The sequence below is a fragment of the Nocardia harenae NBRC 108248 genome, assembly GCF_001612885.1.
Lineage (GTDB): Bacteria > Actinomycetota > Actinomycetes > Mycobacteriales > Mycobacteriaceae > Nocardia > Nocardia harenae.
Genome location: NZ_BDBH01000004.1, coordinates 229,374 through 250,506 on the forward strand (window position 1 = coordinate 229,374; position 21,133 = coordinate 250,506).

The 21,133-nt window shown below is 72.9% G+C and carries 20 protein-coding genes; 11 read left to right on the plus strand and 9 right to left on the minus strand.

The features are described 5' to 3' along the window. Window positions 1–72: 72 nt before the first annotated feature. From NH2_RS07195 to NH2_RS07215, 5 genes are all read right to left on the minus strand, one after another. Window positions 73–1,089 carry a phosphotransferase family protein gene (locus NH2_RS07195; RefSeq protein ID WP_067650182.1) on the minus strand — a complete coding sequence of 339 codons (1,017 nt, stop codon included), beginning with the start codon at window positions 1,087–1,089 and terminating at the stop codon, window positions 73–75. Then, window positions 1,086–2,297: an acyl-CoA dehydrogenase family protein gene (locus NH2_RS07200; protein ID WP_067650185.1), complete on the minus strand. Its 1,212-nt coding sequence runs from the start codon at window positions 2,295–2,297 to the stop codon at window positions 1,086–1,088. The genes NH2_RS07195 and NH2_RS07200 overlap by 4 nt, the downstream gene beginning before the upstream one ends. A 181-nt stretch (window positions 2,298–2,478) precedes the next feature. Further along, window positions 2,479–2,982: an SRPBCC family protein gene (locus tag NH2_RS07205; protein WP_067650188.1), complete on the minus strand. Its 504-nt coding sequence runs from the start codon at window positions 2,980–2,982 to the stop codon at window positions 2,479–2,481. Then, a complete protein-coding gene (locus NH2_RS07210) occupies window positions 2,969–3,325 on the minus strand; it encodes an ArsR/SmtB family transcription factor (protein ID WP_067650191.1) in 357 nt (118 codons plus the stop codon). The genes NH2_RS07205 and NH2_RS07210 overlap by 14 nt, the downstream gene beginning before the upstream one ends. Further along, entirely contained in the window at window positions 3,315–3,746 is a 432-nt protein-coding gene (locus NH2_RS07215; RefSeq protein WP_067650194.1) for an SRPBCC domain-containing protein, read from the minus strand. The genes NH2_RS07210 and NH2_RS07215 overlap by 11 nt, the downstream gene beginning before the upstream one ends. 170 nt (window positions 3,747–3,916) lie before the next feature. Between NH2_RS07215 and NH2_RS07220 the strand changes: the two genes are divergently transcribed. The 4 genes from NH2_RS07220 (at window position 3,917) to NH2_RS07230 (ending at window position 7,434) form a co-directional block, all read left to right on the plus strand. After that, the gene (locus NH2_RS07220) at window positions 3,917–5,698 is read left to right on the plus strand and encodes an FAD-binding dehydrogenase (protein ID WP_067650197.1); all 1,782 of its coding nucleotides are present in this window, start codon (window positions 3,917–3,919) and stop codon (window positions 5,696–5,698) included. A 32-nt stretch (window positions 5,699–5,730) separates the two neighbouring features. Beyond that, complete coding sequence (locus tag NH2_RS28610; protein ID WP_157103644.1) at window positions 5,731–5,907, plus strand: hypothetical protein; 177 nt, start codon at window positions 5,731–5,733, stop codon at window positions 5,905–5,907. 586 nt (window positions 5,908–6,493) lie between these two features. Next, a complete protein-coding gene (locus NH2_RS07225) occupies window positions 6,494–7,018 on the plus strand; it encodes a response regulator (RefSeq protein ID WP_084505294.1) in 525 nt (174 codons plus the stop codon). 74 nt (window positions 7,019–7,092) lie between these two features. After that, window positions 7,093–7,434 (plus strand): hypothetical protein, encoded by a 342-nt coding sequence (locus NH2_RS07230; protein WP_067650202.1) that lies wholly within the window; start codon window positions 7,093–7,095, stop codon window positions 7,432–7,434. 102 nt (window positions 7,435–7,536) lie between these two features. On the opposite strand, the gene NH2_RS07235 is transcribed toward NH2_RS07230, so the two are convergent. Then, window positions 7,537–8,139, minus strand: a complete 603-nt coding sequence (locus NH2_RS07235) for a helix-turn-helix domain-containing protein (RefSeq protein ID WP_218021670.1) — start codon at window positions 8,137–8,139, stop codon at window positions 7,537–7,539. A gap of 100 nt (window positions 8,140–8,239) precedes the next feature. On the opposite strand from NH2_RS07235, the gene NH2_RS07240 reads away from it, so the two are divergent. From NH2_RS07240 to NH2_RS07260, 6 genes are all read left to right on the plus strand, one after another. Further along, window positions 8,240–9,694 (plus strand): MDR family MFS transporter, encoded by a 1,455-nt coding sequence (locus NH2_RS07240; RefSeq protein WP_067650205.1) that lies wholly within the window; start codon window positions 8,240–8,242, stop codon window positions 9,692–9,694. Between the two features lie 109 nt (window positions 9,695–9,803). Then, complete coding sequence (locus NH2_RS07245; RefSeq protein WP_067650208.1) at window positions 9,804–10,646, plus strand: mycofactocin-coupled SDR family oxidoreductase; 843 nt, start codon at window positions 9,804–9,806, stop codon at window positions 10,644–10,646. A gap of 38 nt (window positions 10,647–10,684) precedes the next feature. Continuing rightward, window positions 10,685–10,852, plus strand: a complete 168-nt coding sequence (locus NH2_RS28615; protein ID WP_157103646.1) for a hypothetical protein — start codon at window positions 10,685–10,687, stop codon at window positions 10,850–10,852. A 182-nt stretch (window positions 10,853–11,034) separates the two neighbouring features. Next, a complete protein-coding gene (locus NH2_RS07250) occupies window positions 11,035–11,439 on the plus strand; it encodes a hypothetical protein (RefSeq protein WP_218021671.1) in 405 nt (134 codons plus the stop codon). Between the two features lie 188 nt (window positions 11,440–11,627). Next, complete coding sequence (locus NH2_RS07255; protein WP_067650215.1) at window positions 11,628–12,530, plus strand: hypothetical protein; 903 nt, start codon at window positions 11,628–11,630, stop codon at window positions 12,528–12,530. An 86-nt stretch (window positions 12,531–12,616) separates the two neighbouring features. After that, window positions 12,617–12,862, plus strand: coding sequence for a response regulator transcription factor (locus tag NH2_RS07260; RefSeq protein WP_067650218.1), 246 nt, complete (start codon window positions 12,617–12,619; stop codon window positions 12,860–12,862). Window positions 12,863–12,871: 9 nt separating this feature from the next. Here NH2_RS07260 and NH2_RS07265 read toward each other — a convergent pair whose 3' ends face one another. The 3 genes from NH2_RS07265 to NH2_RS07275 all read right to left on the minus strand — a co-directional run bounded on the left by NH2_RS07265 (window position 12,872) and on the right by NH2_RS07275 (window position 20,486). Next, window positions 12,872–13,759 (minus strand): alpha/beta fold hydrolase, encoded by an 888-nt coding sequence (locus NH2_RS07265; RefSeq protein ID WP_067650221.1) that lies wholly within the window; start codon window positions 13,757–13,759, stop codon window positions 12,872–12,874. Window positions 13,760–13,899: 140 nt separating this feature from the next. After that, entirely contained in the window at window positions 13,900–16,206 is a 2,307-nt protein-coding gene (locus NH2_RS07270; protein WP_245650464.1) for a SpoIIE family protein phosphatase, read from the minus strand. 74 nt (window positions 16,207–16,280) lie between these two features. After that, window positions 16,281–20,486, minus strand: coding sequence for a HAMP domain-containing hybrid sensor histidine kinase/response regulator (locus NH2_RS07275; RefSeq protein ID WP_067650224.1), 4,206 nt, complete (start codon window positions 20,484–20,486; stop codon window positions 16,281–16,283). Between the two features lie 379 nt (window positions 20,487–20,865). Between NH2_RS07275 and NH2_RS07280 the strand changes: the two genes are divergently transcribed. Then, complete coding sequence (locus NH2_RS07280) at window positions 20,866–21,132, plus strand: hypothetical protein (protein ID WP_067650227.1); 267 nt, start codon at window positions 20,866–20,868, stop codon at window positions 21,130–21,132. The last annotated feature ends 1 nt before the right edge of the window (window position 21,133 follow it).

Here is a 21,133-nt window from a genome sequence, read left to right on the forward strand (position 1 = left end):
GGCGCGGACCCCGCGCTCGCGCCGGAAGCGGCGGTGCTCGAGCGTTCGACGGCGAGGTCGCGCCCGCCGTCGCTACTCCCCGAGCGCCGCCAACCCCGCCGCCACCAGCGGCCCGACCGCCCGATGCGCGTGCTCGAACCCGTCCCCCTCGGTCGCCCCCGCCCGGTGCCGATGGGTGATCCCCTCGGCGATCACCGCCAGCTTCAAATGCGCGAGCCCCAGGTAGAAGCCCCACGCCTCGAGGTCACGCCCGGTGCGCTCGGCGTAGCGCTGGGCGATTTCGGCGGCGGCGGGCAGCCGGGGGCTGGTCCAGGCGGCGGTCACGCCGATGACGGTATCGAGCGCGGGGTGGCGGTACGTGCACATCTGGGCCAGGTCGGCGAGCGGGTCGCCGAGCGTGGAGAGCTCCCAGTCCACCACCGCCGCGACCCGCCCCGGCGCGGCCAGGATGGTGTTGTCGATGCGGTAGTCGCCGTGCACGATCGCGACCGCCGAGCGGGCCGGGATCGCGGCGGCGAGCCGGTCGTGCAGCCGGTGCAGGTCGGGCAGCTCGCGGGTCCGCACCCGCTCCCACTGCCGCCCCCACAGCGTGACCTGCCTGGTCAGGTACCCCTCGGGGCGGCCGAAGCCGTCCAGCCCGACCGCGCCGGGCTCGACCTCGTGCAGCGCCGCGAGCACCCGGATCAGCTCGTCGGTACAGGCGGTGACCTCGGCGTCGGCGAACGCGGCGAGGTCGTCGGCGGTGCGGACCACCCGCCCCTCCACGAACCCGGTCACCGCGAACGGCGCGCCCATCACCCGCTCGTCGGTGCAGAGCGCGACCGTCGGTGCCACCGGCACCCCGCTGCCCCGCAGCGCGTGGCAGACCCGGTACTCGCGCGCCATGTCGTGCGCCGACGGGGTGAGCCCGGCGGTGGGCGGGCGGCGCAGCACCCAGCGGGTGCGGTCGTCGGCGATCAGGAAGGTCAGGTTGGACTTGCCGCCGGAGATGAGCTCGGCCCGCAGCTCGCCCTCGACCGGGACACCCCGCTCGGCGAAGAACCGCTGCAGCGCAACCAGATCCAGCCCCTCGTGCACGGTGGCGGTCACCGCGCCTGCTCCCGTGCGGCCCGCTTGGCCGCACCGACGACCCGCTTGGCCAGCGCCCAGCGGTGCACCTCGGACGGCCCGTCGTAGATCCGGAAGGGCCGCACCTCGCGGGAGAGCCGGGCCAGCGGCAGGTCGTCGGAGACGCCGAGCCCGCCGCACATCTGCACCGAACGGTCCACGATCCGCCCGATGGCCTCGGCGCCGAAGGTCTTGGCGATAGCGGTCGCATCGGCCGCCGGCTCGCCCTGGTCCAGCTCCCAGCAGGCGCGCACCAGCAGGGCGCGGGTGGCGGCGATGTCGATCTCGTTGTCGGCCACCAGCTGCTGCACCATGCCGAGATCGCCGAGCGCCGAGCCGAAGCCGCGGCGCTGCGCCACGTGCGCCACCGCGATGTCGTGCGCGCGCCGCGCGGCGCCGAGCCAGCGCATGACATGCGTCATCCGGGCCGGACCGAGCCGCACCTGGGCGTAGGCGAAGCCCTGGTCGACCGCGCCGAGCACGGCCTCGTCGGGGACGAAGAGATCGTCGAAGAAGACCTCGCAGTGCCCGCCGACCATGGACCGGTCGAGCGTGCCGATGTGGCGCTCCACCCGCAGCCCCGGCGCGTCGGCCGGGCTGAGGAACATGGTGGCGCCGCCGCGGTCGCCCGGCGCGCCCGCGGTGCGGGCCATGATGATGAAGAACCCGGCGCCGTCCGCGCCGGTGATGAACCACTTGTGGCCGTTGATCTTCCAGCCGCCGGGCGCCTTCTCCGCGCGGGTGGTGAGCGCGGAGGGGTCGGAGCCGGCGCCGGGGGCGGGCTCGGTCATGGCGAAGGCCGAGCGCTGGTCGCCGTGGGCCAGCGGCGCCAGGAACTGCTGCTTCTGCGCCGGGTCGGCGACGTGCGCGAGCAGGTGCACATTGCCCTCGTCCGGCGCGGCGATATTCACCGCGAGCGGCCCGAAGAGCGAGTATCCGGCGGCCTCGAAGACCGGGGCGCGATCGCTCATGCCCAGCCCGAGCCCGCCGTACTCGACCGGCGCGTGCGGGGCGAAGACACCGCGGCTCCTGGCCTCGCCCTGCAGCTCCACCCGGATCTTGTCGGAGCCCGCGACGGCGATATCGCCGCCATTGGCGTCCTCGACCGGGAGCACCACCTCGCGCACGAAGGCCTCGGTGCGGGCGACGAGGCCGGTGACCTCGTCCGAATACGACAGCTCCACCGTCATGGCGCGCCCTTCGGAGTCTCGCCCGCCCATCGGCAGGTGCGGGCTAATGACCATTAGCCTAACGTGCCGCTGGATTCCTCGTCCACGACGGGCATACGGCTACTCCTCCGTTGCCGCCGGAATCCGGTCGGATCGCCGACGGGCAGTGCGGGTCGCGCGGGCGGCGTCGCGGGTCAGCGCATCACGCGAGCCCGAGGAGTTCGGTATTGCCGTGCTTGGCGGCCTCGGTCGCCAGGGTGGTCCCGCGCCGGAACGGGTCGCCCGACCCGGTCGTGATCAGGTCGCGCAGGCTGGTCGTGAGGTAGCCACCCCAGGCGTTGGCGCACACGTCGTAGCACTCCCCGGACGGCCGCAACCCGACGTGGGTGAAGCGGATCTCGGTGCGGCCGTCGCGCTCGGTGAGGTCGAAGACCACGTCGGTGTCCTCCCACTCCGCGGTGTCCGCGACGAAGGAGAGGAACGAGTCGGTCACGTGCCAGACCAGGCGCTCGCCCGGGACCGACTCGGTGGTGGTCATGGTGCAGCGGTGCACGCCGGGCACCTCGAAGCGGTAGCTGTCGCCCACCGCGCCGGAGCTGCCCTCGATCGTCTCCGACCACCAGCCGCGGACGTCGTTGACGGCGGCGAAGGCATCGGCGGGGGTGGCGTCGACGGTGATGGCGACGGTGAAATCAGCTGTACTCATGGGGTTTTCCCTCCTGGGTATCGAGATGGTGGCGGAGTGCGGCGAGCGGCCCGTCCCAATCCCGCGCCAGCGCGGCGAGGAACTGCTGGGCCACCCGCATCGGGGCGGAATCGAGGCGGTAGCGGACCCGGCGGCGCTCGCCGGGCTCGGCGATCACCAGCCCCGCCTCGGCGAGCAGGGCGAGGTGCTTGGCGATCGCCTGCCTGGTGATGGGGAGCCGGTCCGCGAGGTCGGTCGCGGTGGCCGGGCCCGCCGCCGCGAGCTCGGCGAGGATCGCGCGCCTGCTCGGGTCGGCGAGCGCGGTGAAGACCCGCTCGGCGGTGGCCTCCGGCTCAGGCGGCATCGAGGTACCGGTCGAGCTCGGCGAGCTCCTTGGCCCAGCCGTCGGTATTGCCGTCGAAGGCGATCTTGTGTGCGTCCGCGCCGAGCTGGGCGAACCCGGTCTCCACCACGGTGAGCCTGGTGCCGGTGCCGGTGGGTTCCAGGGTGAACTCGACGTAGGTGCGGCGCGGATCCTCCTCGGGCAGGCCGTGGATGTGCCAGGTGAAGCCGAAGACCGACGGCTCCTCGACCCGCTCCACCCGCAGGTGCGCGGTGTGCTCACCCGACCAGGTGAGCTGTGCGGCGCCGCCGGGGCGCAGGTCGATGCTCGCGCTGTCGCCGAACCAGCCGCCGAGCCCCTCGGCGGTGGTGATGGCAGCCCAGACGGCGGCGGGCCGGTGCGCGAGGTCGACGGTGCGGACGATGCGATCGGGAAAGCTCATGATGTGCTCCTTTATGGCAACCATTTGATTGCTATCGACATTATTGCAACCTATGGGTTGCGTCAAGCGGTGAGCCGATTCGGTCAGTTGACCAGTTTTCCGGTTGTCGCCTCGCCCAGCGGCTACCTACCATCCGGTAACCGGACCCCCTGCCCACGAGGACTGCGACGATGCCTTCCCATCCCGGCACCGGCGGAATCACCCGCCGCGGCCTGCTCGGCGGCGCGGCGGCCGCCACCACCATCGCCGCGCTCGGCGCGAACCGGGCCTTCGCCGCGCCGGCCGGCGCCGACGCGGATGCCATCGTCGTCGGCGCCGGGCTGGCGGGGCTGGTCGCGACCAGCGAGCTCGTCGCCGCGGGGCGGCGCGTGCTGCTGCTCGACCAGGAGCCGGAGGCGAGCCTCGGCGGACAGGCGTTCTGGTCGCTCGGCGGCCTCTTCCTGGTCGGCTCGCTGGAGCAGCAGGCCGCCGGGATCGCCGACTCCGTCGAGCTGGCGCGCGCGGACTGGTTCCGTACGGCGGGCTTCGACCGCGGGGTCGACGACCCGCTCGGCGAGGACTACTGGGCCGCCCGCTGGGCCGAGGCCTACCTGCACTTCGCCGCCGAGGAGAAGCAGGCGTGGCTCTTCGCCGAGGGCGTGCGCTTCGTGCCGATCGTCGGCTGGGCCGAGCGCGGCGAGGGGCCGGAGACGCCGGGCAACTCGGTGCCGCGCTTCCACCTCGCCCTCGGCACCGGGCCCGGGGTGGTCGAGCCGTTCGAGCGCAAGGTGCGGCAGGCGCCGGAGCGGCTGCTCACCCTCGCCTTCCGGCACCGGGTCGATGAGCTGGTCACCACCGGCGGCGCCGTCTCCGGGGTGCGCGGGCGCATCCTGGAGCCGAGCGGCGCCGCGCGCGGCACGCCGAGCTCCCGCACCGAGCTCGGCGATTTCGAGCTGCGCGCCCCGATCGTCGTCGTGACCTCCGGCGGCATCGGCGCCAACCACGACCTGGTGCGCCGCAACTGGCCCGCGCGGCTCGGCGCGCCGCCCGCCCGGCTCATCACCGGGGTGCCCGCGCACGTCGACGGGCGCATGCTCGGCATCAGCGAGGCGGCGGGCGCGCGGCTGGTGAACCGGGACCGCATGTGGCACTACACCGAGGGCATCACCAACCACTCGCCGATCTGGCCCGGCCACGGCATCCGGGTGCTGGCCGCGCCGTCCTCGATGTGGTTCGACGCCACCGGGCGGCGCTTTCCCGCCCCCGGCATTCCCAGCGTCGACACCCTCGGCACGCTCGAGCTGATCGCGGCCACCGGCTACGACTACTCCTGGTTCGTGCTGAACAAGCGAATCGTCGACAAGGAGTTCGTGCTCTCCGGCTCCGAGCAGAACCCGGAGCTCACCGCCGAGGATCTCGTCGGCTACCTCGCCATGCGGGCCTTCGACGACACGCCCCCGCCGGTGCGGGCCTTCCTGGACCGGGGCGCGGACTTCGTCATCGCCGATGCGCTCCCCGAGCTGGTCGCGGGCATGAACCGGCTCACCGGCGCCGACCTCATCGCTCACGACGACCTGCACGCCCAGATCGCCGCCCGCGACGCCGAGATCGGCAATCCGGCGAGCACCGACCCCGGCATCGTCGCGCTGCGCCGCTCCCGCGCCTACATCGGCGACAGCCTCGCCCGCACCACCGAGCCGCACCGCCTGCTCGACCCCGCGGCCGGGCCGCTGATCGCCATCCGGATGAACATCCTCACCCGCAAGACCCTCGGCGGTCTGCAGACCGACCTCGCCGGACGGGTGCTCGACGCCGCGGGCGCCCCGATCCCCGGGCTGTACGCGGCGGGTGAGGCGGCCGGATTCGGCGGCGGGGGAGTGCACGGCTACCGCGCGCTGGAGGGCACCTTCCTCGGCGGCTGCCTCTTCTCCGGGCGGGCCGCCGGACGCGCCGCCGCCCGCGAAAGCGCCTGATCCCCAGCGGTCCGCGACCGTATGATCGGCGCATGTCGACGGTGGGTTTCCTGCTCCTGATCGCGGCGCTGCTCCTCGCCGTCGTGCTCGTCATCGGGTTCATCGCCTCGGTGGCGGGGCGGTCGAAGGATTCGCCGGAGCCGGGGGAGTGGCCGTCCGGCGACAGCGACCGGTTCGACGGCGGGGGCGATTCCGGCGGCGGGGACTGAGATCCAGGCCCGACGCCGATGCGCCGCAGAGGTTTCGGGGGATCGGCCATTGCTTTCCGCGGGGGCGGCGGTAGCATGACCGCCGATGGGGCTCGCACCGCCGGTGCGGGTCGCATCATCTCGGATACCGAGCTGCCGAGACCTTCGGGTCTCGGTAGTCTCCGGCCGGGTCGCAAACATGTACACATTGCGCTATGCGCATCAAATGATCAGTCCAACTCGACGGGGTGGGAGAATAGCAGCAGGGACGGCGGGTGACGGTATGCGACGGAGTTGTGACCTGCGCCGACCCCGGCGGGCGTCCGGAGCGGGCGCTGCTCGCGGGTGGCGGGCTGCCACCCGGCGAACTGCCGGGAGGCGCGCGCGACCTGCGCTTTCCCGCGCCGCGGATCTCGATCCGGTCTCGGCTGCCCCGGCCGGGCGACGGTCCGGTAACAGCTTGGCGGCGTAGTGATTTCGATCGGCACCACCCGATGCCCCACACCGCTCCCGTATTGCCGCCTTGCACCGCGCGGCCTACGGTCGAACCCCACCACGTTCGTGATCACGGCGGAGCCCGCCGGATCGGGGTCCCCTGGAGTGCGCGATGGGTCAGAAACCTAGGCCGACGACGGCGCCGCCGGGGCGGGCGCGCCCGGTGTGCCTGCGCGACTACTGGGCCAGCCCGGCGCGGGTGCTGCTGGTCGAGGACGACCCGGCCACCGCGGAGATGATCGCCATCGTGCTCGCCGGCCAGAGCCTGGTCGTCGACCACCTCGCGGCGGGCGGGGAGGCGGCCGAGTACGCGCGGCGGCACCGGCCGGGGCTCGTCCTGCTCGATCTCATGCTCACCGATCTGCACGGAGTCGCGGTCTGCCGGGCGCTGCGCGCGGTCTGCGCGGCGCCGATCGTGATCGTCTCCGCCACCCGCGAGGAGGGGGTGATCGCCGCGGCCATGGCGGCGGGCGCGCACGGCTACCTGCCCAAGCCGTTCGCCGTGCACGACCTGCTCGCGCACGTCGACACCCACCTGTCGCCCACCTCCGCGCCCCTCCCGATCACCCTGCCCGGGCCGCGATCGGCGTCTCCGCTGGCAGGTGCGGCGACGGGCGCGCACCGCACGGTTCGCTGAACCGAAAGCTCCTCGCGGACAGGGGGATTGTCTTACGCTGTACGGGCTGGGGGACGGACCGACCCGGGAGAACGATGGCGAGCCTCGAACAGCGCTATACCGATCTCGTCGAGGCCATCGAGGAGATCGCCACGGTGCCCGATCCGAGCAGGCTGGCGGAGCTGCGCGAGCAGCACGCCGAGCTCGACGCCCGGTGCAGACGCAGCACCCTCGACGCACACGAGCGGCACCGCCTCCGACGGGCCAGCCTGGAGGCGGACCGGCTGCTCACCGAGGCGGAGGCGCGGGCGCGCACCGCCGCCGGTGCCGCGCCGTCGAGCTATCCGGTCTCGGCAGGCGGCGGGCTCAGCGCGGACACCATCACCCACCTGCGGGCGGCGCTGGATCGCTACCACGATCGGAGCCGATTCCACTAGCACTCCGTGCGCTCCAGCAGCAGGGCGCGCCCGGCGGTAGTGCCGGGCAGGTCGGCGACGTCCCTCGGGGCCGGGGCCGCGGCTCGAGCACGCCGCCCGCGGTCAGAGCGCGCGCACGCGGGCGCAGACCGCGCGGTAGATGGCGGCGAGCCCGGCGCCCGCGTCCGCCTCGACCCACTCCTCGAAGGCGAGATGCAGGGCGATCTGCGCCACCTGCAGGATCAGCCGGAGCCGGGCGCGGTCCGCGGGTGCGCAGCGGCCGTCGAGCAGCGCCAGCGAGCGCCGGGTGCTGCCCGCGTGGGCGGCGACCGCGGCCCGGCTGAGCGCGGCGTCGGTGGCGACCAGGGTCTGGATCCGGCGGGCGGTCTCGGCGACCTCGCCCTGCTCGTCGGCGCCGATGCTCGCGATCACCGGGGTGAAGGCGGCCTCCACGTCGGCCAGGGTGAGCGTGGCCGGGTCGGCGTCGGCCAGGCAGCGGTCGAGCGCGGTGTCGAAGCCGAACATGTCGAAGAGGACGCACTCCTCCTTGGTGGCGAAGTGGCGGAAGAAGGTGCGCTGGGAGATGCCCGCGGCGGCCGCGATCTCGTCGACGGTGGTGCGCTCGGCGCCCTGGCGCTCGAACAGCGTGAGCGCGGCGGCGCGGATCTCGGTGCGGGTCGCGTTCCGCCTGCGCGCGCGCAGATCGGGCGCGGCCTGAGAATTCACCGGGTCAGGATACGCACCGGCGTGCGATGTCAACATGGCAGTCACTGACATTATTGGATAGTCTGCCCCGGTACCGCTACTGCGAGGATCGGATGAGCACGTGACAGAGACCGAGGTGGCGGCCGACGGCACCACCGGCGCGGCCGGGCGGCAGCCGGGCACGATCCTGCTGATCGGGCTGCTGCTGATCGCGGCCTTCGTGGTGATCCTCAACGAGACAATTCTGTCAGTCGCGCTGCCGACGCTGATGGTCGACCTGGGCATCACCGCGGCCACCGCGCAGTGGCTGACCAGCGGATTCCTGCTCACCATGGCGATCGTCATCCCGACCACCGGGTTCGTGCTGCAGCGCTTCTCGCTGCGCGCGATCTATATCGCCGCCATGGCGCTGTTCACCGCGGGCACGCTGATCGCCGCGCTGGCGCCGGGGTTCGAGGTGCTGGTGGTGGCGCGCGTCGTGCAGGCGGTGGGCACCGCGCTGATGATCCCGCTGCTCATGACGACGATTCTGAACGTGGTGCCCGCGGAGTCGCGCGGCCGGACCATGGGGCTGGTGTCGATCGTGATCTCGGTGGCGCCCGCCGTCGGCCCCACCGTCTCCGGGCTGATCCTGCAGTCGCTGAGCTGGCGCGCCATGTTCTGGATCGTGCTGCCGATCGCGGTCGCGGTGCTGATCCTCGGCGGGATCTTCGTGCGCAACGTGACCGAGCCGCGCCCGGCCCACCTGGACGTCGTCTCGGTGCCGCTGGCGGCGCTCGGCTTCGGCGGGCTGGTGTACGGGCTGAGCAGTATCGGCGAATCGGCCTCCGGGCACGCGCCGGTGCCGCCGTGGGTCTCGCTCACCGTCGGCGCGGTGGCGCTGGCGCTCTTCGTGGTGCGGCAGCTCGAACTGGTGGACCGCGGGCGGGCGCTGCTCGACCTGCGCACCTTCGCGGTCGGGCCGTTCCGGCTGGCGGTGGCGCTGATGGGCAGCCTCATGCTCACCCTGTTCGGCGCGCTCATCGTGCTCCCCATCTACCTGCAGAACGTGCTCGGCAAGGATGTGCTCACCACCGGGCTGGTGCTGCTGCCCGGCGGGCTGGTCATGGGGCTGCTCGCGCCCTTCGTCGGCGCGCTCTTCGACCGCTGGGGCGCGCGGCCGCTGGTGCTGCCCGGCACCATCGCGCTGAGCGCCGGGGTCTGGGTGCTGGCGACGCTCGACGAGCACTCCTCGATCGCGCTGGTGATCACCGCCCACGTCATCGTCAGCGCCGGGATCAGCTGCGGGCTCACGCCGCTCATGACCTCCGCGCTCGGCGCCCTGCCGCCGGAGCTGTACTCGCACGGCAGCGCCACCGTGAGCACGGTGCAGCAGGTGGCGGGGGCGGCGGGGACCGCGCTGTTCATCACCCTGATGACGCGCGGAACCGAATCGGCGCTGCGCGCCGGGACCGAGGCGGTGGCGGCCACCGCCGACGGGGTGCACACGGCGTTCCTGGCGGCGGGGGTGCTGTCGCTGGTGCTGGTGGTCGCGGCGGCCATGGTGCGGTCGCCGAAGCAGGTGGTGGCGAGGTAGTACGCGCGCCGCGCAGCTGTCTTGACGGCCGGATGGACATCCGTCTAATTTCAGGGCTGTACCGCGGTGGCTCCGGCCGCTAGCCCGAGACGATGATCGAGGTCCTGCGATGGGTGATCCGACCGAGCCGCTACTGGGCAGAGCCGCGCTGGTGACGGGCGCCGCCAGGGGCCAGGGCCGCGCGCACGCCGTGCGCCTGGCCGAGCTCGGTGCCGACCTGATCATCGCCGACGTGTGCGCGCCCATCTCGCCCACCGTCACCTACCCCGCGCCCACCGCCGACGACCTGGCCGAGACCGCCCGGCTGGTCGAGGCGGCCGGGCGCAAGGTGCTCAGCCGCGTGGTCGACATCAGGGACCTGGCCGCGCAGCAGCAGCTGGTCGCCGACGGGGTCGCGCTCTTCGGACGGCTCGACGTGCTCGTCGCCAATGCCGGAATCCTGAGCTGGGGCCGGCTCTGGGAGCTGAGCGAGGAGCACTGGGACAGCGTCGTCCAGGTGAACCTCTCCGGCACCTGGCGTACCGTGCGGGCCGCGGTGCCCGCCATGATCGAGGCGGGCAACGGCGGCTCGATCATCATCGTGAGCTCGTCGGCCGGGCTCAAGGCCACGCCGGGCAACGGCCACTACGCCGCCGCCAAGCACGGGCTGGTCGCGCTCACCAACACGCTCGCGCTGGAGGCGGGGGAGTACGGCATCCGGGTCAACTCCATCCACCCCTACTCGGTGGACACTCCGATGATCCAGCCCGACGCCATGCTGAAGCTCTTCGGCGAGCACCCGTCCTTCCTGCACAGCTTCCCGCCGGTGCCGCTGAAAACGGCCTCCGACGGGCAGAGCGGGTTCATGCCCGCCGGGGACGTGGCGGAGGTCGTCGGCTGGCTGGCCGGCCCGGGGTCGGGGCCGCTCACCGGGGTACAGATCCCGGTCGACGGCGGCGCGCTCAAGTACTGACCGTAACCCCGACGCTGGTCCTCTTCGGCGCCGAGACGGTGGTCAACGACGCCGAGGCGGCGGCCGCGCGCGCCCGCGCGCACATCCCGGTGGTGGAGACCCGGCTCTACCCCGGCATCGGCCACGACCTGCTGTGGGCGAACCCGGACGAGGTGATCCCGCACCTGCTCGGCTTCGCCGGCAGGCACGAAGCGGCCAGGGCCTGACCGGTCGAGCGCGCCGGGCCGGCGACGGTGCTCGGCGGGTGTGCCGTCGCCGCCGCGCCGTGAGCCCCCGGAACAGGACGGAACGCGGCGCTCGCCGAACCGGTGATTCGGTATCCCGCCGACTCCTCGATACGGTGGAATCAGGCAACAGCGGGCGTCGGACTATCCGGGGGCGATGGCAGGTGAGCAGAGGCGAGGACACGATGGATTTCGTGGTGTGGAAGGTCGCCGACGCGCCGCCGCTGCCCGCCCGGGTCGCCGCGGACAATATCGCCCGCCGCGGCGGCGCCGCCGTCGACTGGCGGGTGGTGGCCGAGGCCAGCGCGGAGGCGGTGAGCGCCCGGCCCAAGGGGTGGACGCATCGGGAGTGGCGCGAGCACGGGCGGCAGCTCGGGCTGCGCGGCTACGAATTGTTCGCCTGGAGTGAGCTGTTCGCCCGCCCCATCGAGATCGCCGCGAACGGCGCGCAGTGGGTCGACGGCATGCACCGGGCGGCGCTCATGGCCGAGGCGGGCGCCGAGCGGATGGCGGTGCTCGACCCGGACTGGATGCCGGACTGGGAGCCGGACGGCTCCGACCGGGTCTGACCGGCACCGGGCGCGGCGCCGCCGCGCGTGCGGATGCGAGACCGGGTGCCTGGTTGTAGCGTTCTTGCTGGTGGGGCTGCGCATCGCGGCGAAAGCCGCCGGGCGGGAGCGCAGTTGACCACCGCAGGCCGCCCGGCGCCGTGCGGCCCCCGGCCGAGGGCCGTCGGTGATCGTCGGGAGGAGACCGCATGCGCAGCGAAGCCGAGTTCGCCGTCTACACGGCGTTGCCGGTCGAGTACCGCCAGCTCGTGGATGTGGTCGACCGCTTCCCGCACGGCGTGCAGGCCCGGCGGATCGCCCGGATGACCTACCCGGGCATGTGGGACATCGACGAGGCCGATATCGATACCCGCGTGGTCGGCACGCTGCGCGACAAGCTCTCCCAGCTGGCCTCGGCCGGTTTCGTCGCCATCGAGCGCAGCAGCGAGTACGGCGATATCTACCGGCCGGTGAACAGCCCCCTGGATATGGCGACCTGGACCCTCGAGCAGGGCCGCGAGTACTACGCGACCAGGCACGCCGAGCGCTTCGGCGCCGACCAGCTGCCCGCCGCCGCCTACTCCATGGTGCTCGGCGCCTGGCGCACCACCCTGGTCGAGGACGCGCACGCGGGCGACGGGCTGAACCGGATCAGCGACGGCGAGATGTTCGCCGCCAATGTGGGGGCCTTCCGCATCATGCGCGCCTTCCTCACCGCCGCGGACCGCAGCCCCGAAGCGTGGCAGCGGCTTTCGCACACCCTCGTGGACCCGGAGCGCGTCGCGGCCGGCCGCCGGACCGTCGCCGACCTGCTCGGCGAGCACTACCGGGAGTGGGCCGCCGACTGCGCCGAGGCGGTCCGCTATTACGCCAGGCTCACCGGCCCGGACGACCACGACATGGCCTGGTTCATCGCGGTGAAATCGTGTTTCGGTGCGGTGAGCGGGAATTGGTTCGGGATGCCCGGCTGGGCGCGGGTGGTCGAGGCGTTCGCCGCGCGCGCCGAGCCCGCCCTCCCGGAGACCGTCCGCAGCACGCTGCTCACCGCGCCGGACCGGCTCGATCCGGTGCAGCTGGAGCGGTACGTCCGGGCCGGTATCGGCACGCTCTGAGCGGTGCTCGGCGCACCCGGACGGCACGCTCGAGCTGAGCACCGGCGAGCCGAGCACGCCACCGCGCTGATCCTGTCAGCCCCGAGGTGCTGCGCCGGCTCGTCGGCCGGGCGGTCGCCACCGTGCCGCCGCCTGCGCCCGTACCGCTCCCCCCGCGCGAACGGGAACTCGTCGCGCTCGTCGGCTCCGGGCTCAGCAACGAGCAGATCGCGCGGGCCATGCACGTCGGGGTCACCACGGTGAAGTCCTACCTCACCGCCGCCATGGCGCGGACCGGGGCGCGCAACCGGGTCCAGCTGGCGGTGTACGCGGTGCGGCACGGGCTGGTGTGAGCCCGCGGCTCAGCCCGCCGTGAGGTGCTCGATGATCAGCCGGTTGACCAGGGCGGGCTGCTCCAGGTGCAGGAAGTGCCCCGCCCCCTCGACCGTCACGACCCGGCTCCCGGCCGGGAGCCGGCGCTCCAGGCCGCGGAACAGCCCCGGCCGCAGGCAGCCGTCGGTGCCGCCGTGCAGCACGAGGAGCGGGTGCCGCGGCTCGGCGAGCAGCAGCCGGTCCAGCTCGCGGTTGCGGGGGCTGCGGGCGCGCCGGCGCAGCAGGAAGCGGTAGTAGTCGGTGGCGGCGGCGCGGTGCGCGCGGGTCGGGGTGGCGGCGGCGAGGTGCGCCAGGTCCTCGGTGGCGTCGTACCCGGGCGACCAGGTGCGCCAGAGGAACGCGGTGAGCCGGACGAAGGCGCGCTCCGGCAGCGCCGGGAGCTGATTGGCCAGGACGTACCAGCTGTTCCGCGACTGCGCGAGGGTCTGGGCCAGGTGCGGAACCAGGTTGTCCCGGGCCGGGGTGATGCTCGCGAAGGGCGGCACCGCCAGGCTCACCACCGCGCGGAACGGGGTGCCGTCCAGCGCCGCCAGCGCGGTCGCGGTGCAGCCGCCCCAGTCGTGGCCGATCAGCACCGCCTCCGGCGCGCCGATCCGCGCGGCGATGGCGAGCGCGTCGGCCACCCTGGCCCCGGTGGAGAGGTCGCCGTCGGCGGGCATCTCGGAGGGGGCGTAGCCGCGGCTGAACGGCGCCACCACGTGGAAGCCGCGCGCGGCCAGCTCGGGGCCGAGGTGGCGCCAGGTCCAGGCGGTGTCGGGGTAGCCGTGCAGGCACAGTGCCAGCGGGGCGCCGGGCGCACCCCAGGTCAGGGCGTGCAGCGTGACGTCGCCGAGGTCGAAGGTGTCGCGGTTCACCACGGGTTCAGGGTACGAGGCGGGGAGTGGCCGCGCGGCGGTGTAGGCGCGGGCAGCCGCCGACACTGCCGAGCCGGCCGTGATTCTCGACGGTGCAGGAGCCTGCACGAGGCGGCCGTTCCCTCCGGCCGAGCGCAAGACCGCTACGCACTCGGTGCCGGGAGACTTCCCACGGCACCGTCGCCGCGCCCGACCTGGATCCCGACCACGCAGGTGTCGTCGTCGCTGTTGGCGTCGCTGTGGTCGAGCAGGTGGTCGAGCCGCTCGTCCAGGGTGCCGGTGAATCCGGCGTTCATGTCGAGCAGCCGCTGCACGCACTCGTCGAGGTAGCGGTCGCGGCGCTCGATCAGGCCGTCGGTGTAGAGCAGCAGGATGTCGTCGGGCGCCAGTTGCTCGGCGCCCTCCTCGTAGACCGACTCGGCGACCGCGCCGAGCAGCATGCCGGAGAGCTCCGGCAGGTTCACCGCGGTGCCGTCGCGGATGAGCATCGGGGGCAGGTGCCCGGCGCGGGCCCAGCGCAGCACCCTGGTCTCCGGGTCGTAGAGCCCGCAGACGGCGGTGGCGAAGATGTCGTCGGTGAGGTGGTGGGTGACCAGGTTGAGCCAGGTGAGCATCTGGCCCGGCCCGGCGCCGGTGGCGGCCAGGCCACGTAACGCGTTGCGCAGCACCACCATTCCGGTGGCGGCCCGGATGCCGTGACCGGTGATGTCGCCGACCGAGACCATGATCTGCTTGCTCGGCAGCACGATGGCGTCGTACCAGTCGCCGCCGACCAGGTGGTCCTGCTCGGTGGGGCGGTAGCGCACCGCGATCTGCAGCCCGAACGCCTCGATGGCGGGCTGCGCGGCGGGCATGATGGCCTGTTGCAGTTGCCGGGCGAGCCTGCTCTGCTCGGCGGCGTGCTGCTCGGTGTGCGCGAGCCGATCCTGGGTGGCCGAGAGCGCGACCTCGGTCCAGTGCTGGGCGGAGATGTCCTGGTAGGCGCCGCGCACCGCGAGCAGGTGGCCGGCGCTGTCGACCACCGGCTCGGCGATGATCCGGATGTGCCTGGTGTCGCCGTTGGGGCGGATGAGCCGGAATGCCGTCGAGCCGGGGCGGCGGTAGCGCAGCAGCGCGCGCAGCAGCCGCCGCACCGCCTCGGTGTCGTCGGCGTGCACGTGCTCGGGGAGCCGTGCCAGCGGGATCGGGTCGGCGCCGGGTGCGAGGCCGTGCAGTGCGAAGAGATCGCTGCTCCAGGTGATGTCGCCGCTGGCGGCGTTCTCCTCGAAGCCGCCGACCCGGCCGAGCCGCTGGGCGTGCTGCAGCAGCGCGGCCAGCCGGGCGGTCTCGTCCTCCACCCGCCACACCACGAGCACCGCGACGCCGTGCCTGCTGATGCCGAGCGCCGCGGAGACGGTGAGCGGCACCTGGTCCACCAGCTCGGTGAGCTGCACCCGGTCGGCGCGGTAGGTCTCGCCGGTGGCGAAGACGTGCTCGATGTGCTCGAAGAGCCTGCCCTCGCTGGCCGCCATCGGGTACGCCTCGAAGAGCAGCGCGCCGTCGACCAGCCCGCGCGGGCGGCCCGCCGGGTCCACGAAGGAGGCATTGAGGTGGTGGATGCGGAAATCGGTGAGGGTGCCGTCCGGGCCGAGGTGGGGGAGCAGCACGAGTGCCGGGTCGAACAGGCTGTCGGCCAGCCGCACCAGGTCGGCCACGCCGGGCCTGGCCGGGGCGCCGACCGCCACCGGGTCCGACTCCAGGGTGTGCGCGCACAGCTCGGCCAGCGCCTCCAGCTGGCGCCGCACCTGCGGCGGCTGCGGCGCCAGCGGGGTCGGCCAGCACACCTCGAGCACGCCGATCAACCGGCCGCCGAGCGCCGCCGGAATGGCGGCGCGCCCGCCCGCCCGCACCCCGATGGAGGGCAGCCCGGAGCCGGCGATGTCGGCGATCCACTGCGGTGCGCGCAGCGCCAGCGCCTGGCGGGCCGGGGTCACCACGCCGGGCGGCAGGTAGCGCCAGCGCTCGGCCTCGGCGCGGTCGATACCGGCGAAACCGGCGAGCGTGAGCGAGGAGTCGGCGCCGACCGCCCAGATCGCCACGGCGGTGGCGCCGAGCGGCGCCGCCGCGTGTTCCAGCAGCGACTGCGCGACCCGCTGCGGGTCGCCCGCGGCCAGCAGCCCGCTCTCCGCCGTGCGCAGCCGGACCGCCTCGGCCGGTTGCCGCGACACCGGGAGCGCGCTGCCCTCCGCAGGCGCGGCCCGGTCGACCAGCTCGGCCGCGAGCTCCAGCGGGCTCACGCCCGAGCGCTTGGCCAGCGCGTCCAGTTGTCGCGCCGCCTGCGCCGGGCCGCAGTGCAGCCGCTCGATGAGCACGCCCTTGGCCATCTCGACCAGCGCCCGCCCATCCGCGCCCGCCTGCGCCAGCTGCACCTCCGCCCGCAACCGTTCGACGGTCGCCGCGAGCCTGGTCACCACCGGTTCCGCCGCATCGGATGCGCCCCCCGCCGTGCCGGGAACGCCACCCCCCGGCTCGATCCGAGCCCCGCTCACCGCGCCCCCAGCCAGTGCTGGATGCAGGTGAGCAGCGCATCGGCGTCCACCGGCTTGGTGACGTAGTCGTTGGCGCCCGAGGCCAGGCTCTTCTCCCGGTCGCCGAGCATGGCCTTGGCGGTGACCGCGATGATCGGCAGCTTCGCGTAGCGCGGCATCTCCCTGATGGTGGCGGTGGCGGTGTAGCCGTCCATCTCCGGCATCATGACGTCCATCAGCACCAGGTCGGTCTCCGGGTGCGCGACCAGCGCCTCGATTCCCTCGCGGCCGTTCTCCGCGTGCAGCACGGTGACCCCGTGCAGCTCCAGGATGCTGCTCAGCGCGAACAGGTTCCGCGCGTCGTCGTCGACGATGAGCACGGTGCGCCCGGCCAGCCGCCCGTCCGGGCGCTGCGGCGCAGGCGCGGGCTTCTCCTCGCCGCGGACCAGCGGCAGCACGTCGCCCGGCGCCTCGGCGGTGATGTGCAGCGCGATCCGCTCGCGCAGCTCGTCCAGGCTGGAGAGCAGCTCCAGCGGCCGCTGCGCGGTGCGCTCCTGGAGCAGCCGCTCCTGCTCGGAGCCGAGCCTGCGGTTGTTGTGCGCGAGAACGGGAACCGTGCGCGCGGCGCTGTCGCCGTCCATGGTGGCGAGCAGCCGCAGCGCGGCGTCGCCCGGCATGTTCAGCTCCAGCACCACGCAGTGGAACACCTCCGCCGCCATTGCCGCGGCCGCCTCCTGCACCCCGATCGCGGTCACCACCTGCACCGGCCCGCGCGGGTCGTTGTTGTCGGCGAGATCGGCGACCGCGCTCTGCGCGACCAGCGAGAGCAGCCCCTGCGGCCGCTCCTCGACCACGAGCAGCCGCCGCGGCTGGGGCGGCCCGGCGGGGAGCGGAATCGGTTCCGGGCTGCGCACATCCTCGCGCGCGGGGGCCTCCCGGAAGTCCGGCCGCGCCACCGGCAGGTAGAAGGTGAAGGTGCTGCCCCTGCCCACCGAGCTCTCCGCGGTGATGGCGCCGCCGAGCAGGTAGGCGATCTCCCGGCTGATCGAGAGCCCGAGCCCGGTGCCGCCGTACTTGCGGCTGGTGGTGCCGTCGGCCTGCTGGAACGCCCCGAAGATCGACTCCAGCTGGTGCTCGGCGATCCCGATGCCGGTGTCGATCACCCGGAAGGCGATGGCCGGGCCGTGCCTGCGCGCCGCCGCGGGCAGCTCGCCGGGCGCGGCCGGTTCGATGCGCAGCTCCACCGACCCGGTCTCGGTGAACTTCACCGCGTTGGAGAGCAGGTTGCGCAGCACCTGGCGCAGCCGGGAGTCGTCGGTGAGCAGCTCGGCGGGCAGTCCGGGCGCGGTGCCGACCCGGAAGCCGAGGCTCTTCTGCGTGGTCATCGGCCGGAAGGTGGCCTCGACGTAGTCGAGCAGCTTGCGCAGCGGCACCTGCTCGGGGGCCAGCTCCATCTTGCCCGCCTCGACCTTGGAGAGATCGAGGATGTCATTGATGAGCTGCAACAGGTCCGAGCCGGCCGAGTGGATGATCCCGGCGTACTCCACCTGCTTGGGGGTGAGGTTGCGGTTCGGGTTCTGCGCGAGCAACTGGGCGAGAATGAGCAGGCTGTTCAGGGGCGTGCGCAGCTCGTGGCTCATATTGGCCAGGAACTCCGACTTGTACTTCGAGGCCAGCGAGAGCTGCTGGGCCCTGGTCTCCAGCTCCTGGCGGGCCTGCTCGATCTCCAGGTTCTTGGCTTCGATATCCCGGTTCTGGGTGGCGAGCAGCGCCGCCTTCTCCTCCAGCTCGGCATTGGAGCGCTGCAGCTCGTCCTGCTGCACCTGGAGCTCCTCGGAGCGGGCCTGCAGCTCGGTGGTGAGCCGCTGCGACTCCACCAGCAGCTCGTCGGTGCGGGCATTGGCGATGATGGTGTTGACGTTCACCCCGACCGTCTCCATGAGCTGGTCCAGGAAGTCGCGGTGGATGCGGGTGAAGCGGTGCAGCGAGGCCAGCTCGATCACGCCGAGCACCTGGTCCTCGACCCCGATCGGCAGCACGAGCAGGTTCATCGGCGCGGTGCGGCCGAGCCCGGAGGAGATGGTGACGTAGTCGCCCGGCACTTCGTCCACCGCGATGGTGCGCCTGCTGCGCGCCGCCTGCCCGACCAGCGACTGCCCGAACGCCAGCCGCGGCGCGCTGTTCTCCGGGCTGCCGTAGGAGCTGATCAGCCGCAGCTCCGGCCGCTCGGCGGTGTCGTCGGCCAGGTAGAAGGCGCCGAACTGGGCGGAGACCAGCGGGGCCAGCTCGTCCATGATCAGCTCGGCCACCACGTCGAGCTCGCGCTGGCCCTGCATGAGCCCGGAGATCCGGGCCAGATTGGTCTTGAGCCAGTCCTGGTCCTGGTTGGCGGTGGTGGTCTCGCGCAGCGAGCCGACCATCGAGTTGATGTTGTCCTTGAGCTCGGCGACCTCGCCGGAGGCCTCGACGGTGATCGAGCGGGTCAGGTCGCCCTCGGCGACCGCGCTGGTGACCTCGGCGATGGCACGCACCTGCCTGGTCAGGTTGCCCGCCAGCTCGTTCACGTTCTCGGTGAGCCGCTTCCAGGTGCCGGAGACGCCTTCGACCTCGGCCTGCCCGCCGAGCCGCCCCTCCGACCCCACCTCGCGGGCCACGCGGGTGACCTCCGCGGCGAAGGCGGAGAGCTGGTCGACCATGGTGTTGATGGTGGTCTTGAGCGCCAGGATCTCGCCGCGCGCGTCCACGTCGATCTTGCGGGTCAGGTCGCCCTGCGCCACCGCGGTGGTCACCTGGGCGATATTGCGCACCTGGTTGGTCAGGTTGTTGGCCATGGAGTTGACGTTGTCGGTGAGGTCCTTCCAGGTCCCCGCCACATTCGGCACCCTGGCCTGGCCGCCGAGCATGCCCTCGGTGCCCACCTCGCGGGCCACGCGGGTCACCTCGTCGGCGAAGGCGGAGAGCGTGGTGACCATGGTGTTGATCACCCCGGCCAGCGCCGCGACCTCGCCCTTGGCCTCCACGGTGATGGTCTGGCTCAGGTCGCCGCGCGCCACCGCGGTGGCGACCTGGGCGATCGAGCGCACCTGGTTGGTCAGGTTCGAGGCCATCACATTGACGTTGTCGGTGAGGTCCTTCCAGGTGCCGGAGACCCCGCGAACGGTTGCCTGCCCGCCCAGATTGCCCTCGGTGCCCACCTCGCGGGCCACGCGGGTGACCTCGTCGGCGAAGGCGGAGAGCTGGTCGACCATCGTATTGATGGTCTCCTTGAGCTCCAGGATCTCGCCGCGCGCGTCGACCCGGATCTTCTGGGTGAGGTCGCCGCGGGCGACCGCGGTGGTCACCTGGGCGATCGAGCGCACCTGGGCGGTCAGGTTGTCGCCCATGACGTTCACCGACTCGGTGAGGTCCTTCCAGGTGCCGGAGACGCCCTTGACGTCGGCCTGCCCGCCGAGCCGCCCCTCGGTGCCCACCTCGCGTGCCACCCGGGTCACCTCGTCGGCGAACGAGGAGAGCTGGTCGACCATGGTGTTGATGGTGTTCTTGAGCTCCAGGATCTCCCCGCGCGCGTCCACCGTGATGTTCTGCGTGAGGTCGCCGCGGGCCACCGCGGTGGCGACCTGGGCGATCGAGCGCACCTGCGCGGTCAGGTTGCCCGCCATGAAGTTCACCGAGTCGGTGAGGTCGCGCCAGGTGCCGGAGACGCCCTTCACATCGGCCTGCCCGCCCAGGCGGCCCTCGGTGCCCACCTCGCGGGAGACGCGGGTCACCTCGTCGGCGAAGGACGACAGCTGGTCGACCATCGTGTTGATGGTCTCCTTGAGTTCCAGGATCTCCCCGCGCGCGTCGACCCGGATCTTTTGCGTGAGGTCGCCGCGCGCCACCGCCGTGGTCACCTGGGCGATATTGCGCACCTGGGCGGTGAGGTTGCCCGCCATGGCGTTGACCGAATCGGTGAGGTCCTTCCAGGTGCCGGAGACCTCGGGCACCTCGGCCTGGCCGCCCAGCCGCCCGTCGGTGCCCACCTCGCGGGCCACCCTGGTCACCTCGGAGGTGAAGAGCGAGAGCTGGTCGACCATGCCGTTGAAGACGGTCGCGATCTCGCCGAGCAGCCCGTCGGCGTCGGCGGGCAGCCTGGTGCCGAAATCGCCGTCCCGCACCGCGGTAAGCCCGGCCAGCAGCTGTCGCAGCTCCACCTGGTCGCCGGGCAACGCTGTCTCGATCATGGCCGTCCTCGTTCCGGGGTGCCGGGCCGGGCCGGGATCGCACCCGCCGGGCTCGCTGTGTTCGCAGAAATGCGTGCGCGGGCGTGCAACCGATATCGTCGCTGTGAAAGCATGGCTCCGAGGGACTTTCAAGTCGGGTCGGAGCGGCGCCCGGAGCACGCGCGGCGTGGCATCGGGTCGGTGCTCGTCACGGGCGGGCGGCTACACCGTGCCCCGGCCCGAAGCGGGCGACTCGAGGTCACCTCGGAAGTCAACCAGACCGGCCGGGCGCGCGCACGTCGCTTGCCGCAACACGTGCCGCCCGGGCGGGTTCGGCGGCGCCGATCCGGGGAAGTCCGACGGCGTGCGCGCACCGCGCACGACAGCGAAGGGATCGTGGATGGCCACCTTCATCGACCTCGGCGACGAGTTCGAGGGTTTCGTCAATGCCGAGCAGGTGGTCCGGATCGGGATCCGGAACGATCGGGCCTGGATCTACACCGCCGAGAACCGGCACCGCTTCCCCGGCGGCACCGACGGCACCGAGCCGGTGCCCGCCGCGACCGTGCTGGAGCAGCTGCTGCACGAGCTGAGCGAACCGGCGGTGCTGCCGGGCACCAGGGTGATCGCCTTCGCGAGGGGCCGGGTCGTCTCCCGCTACATCTGAC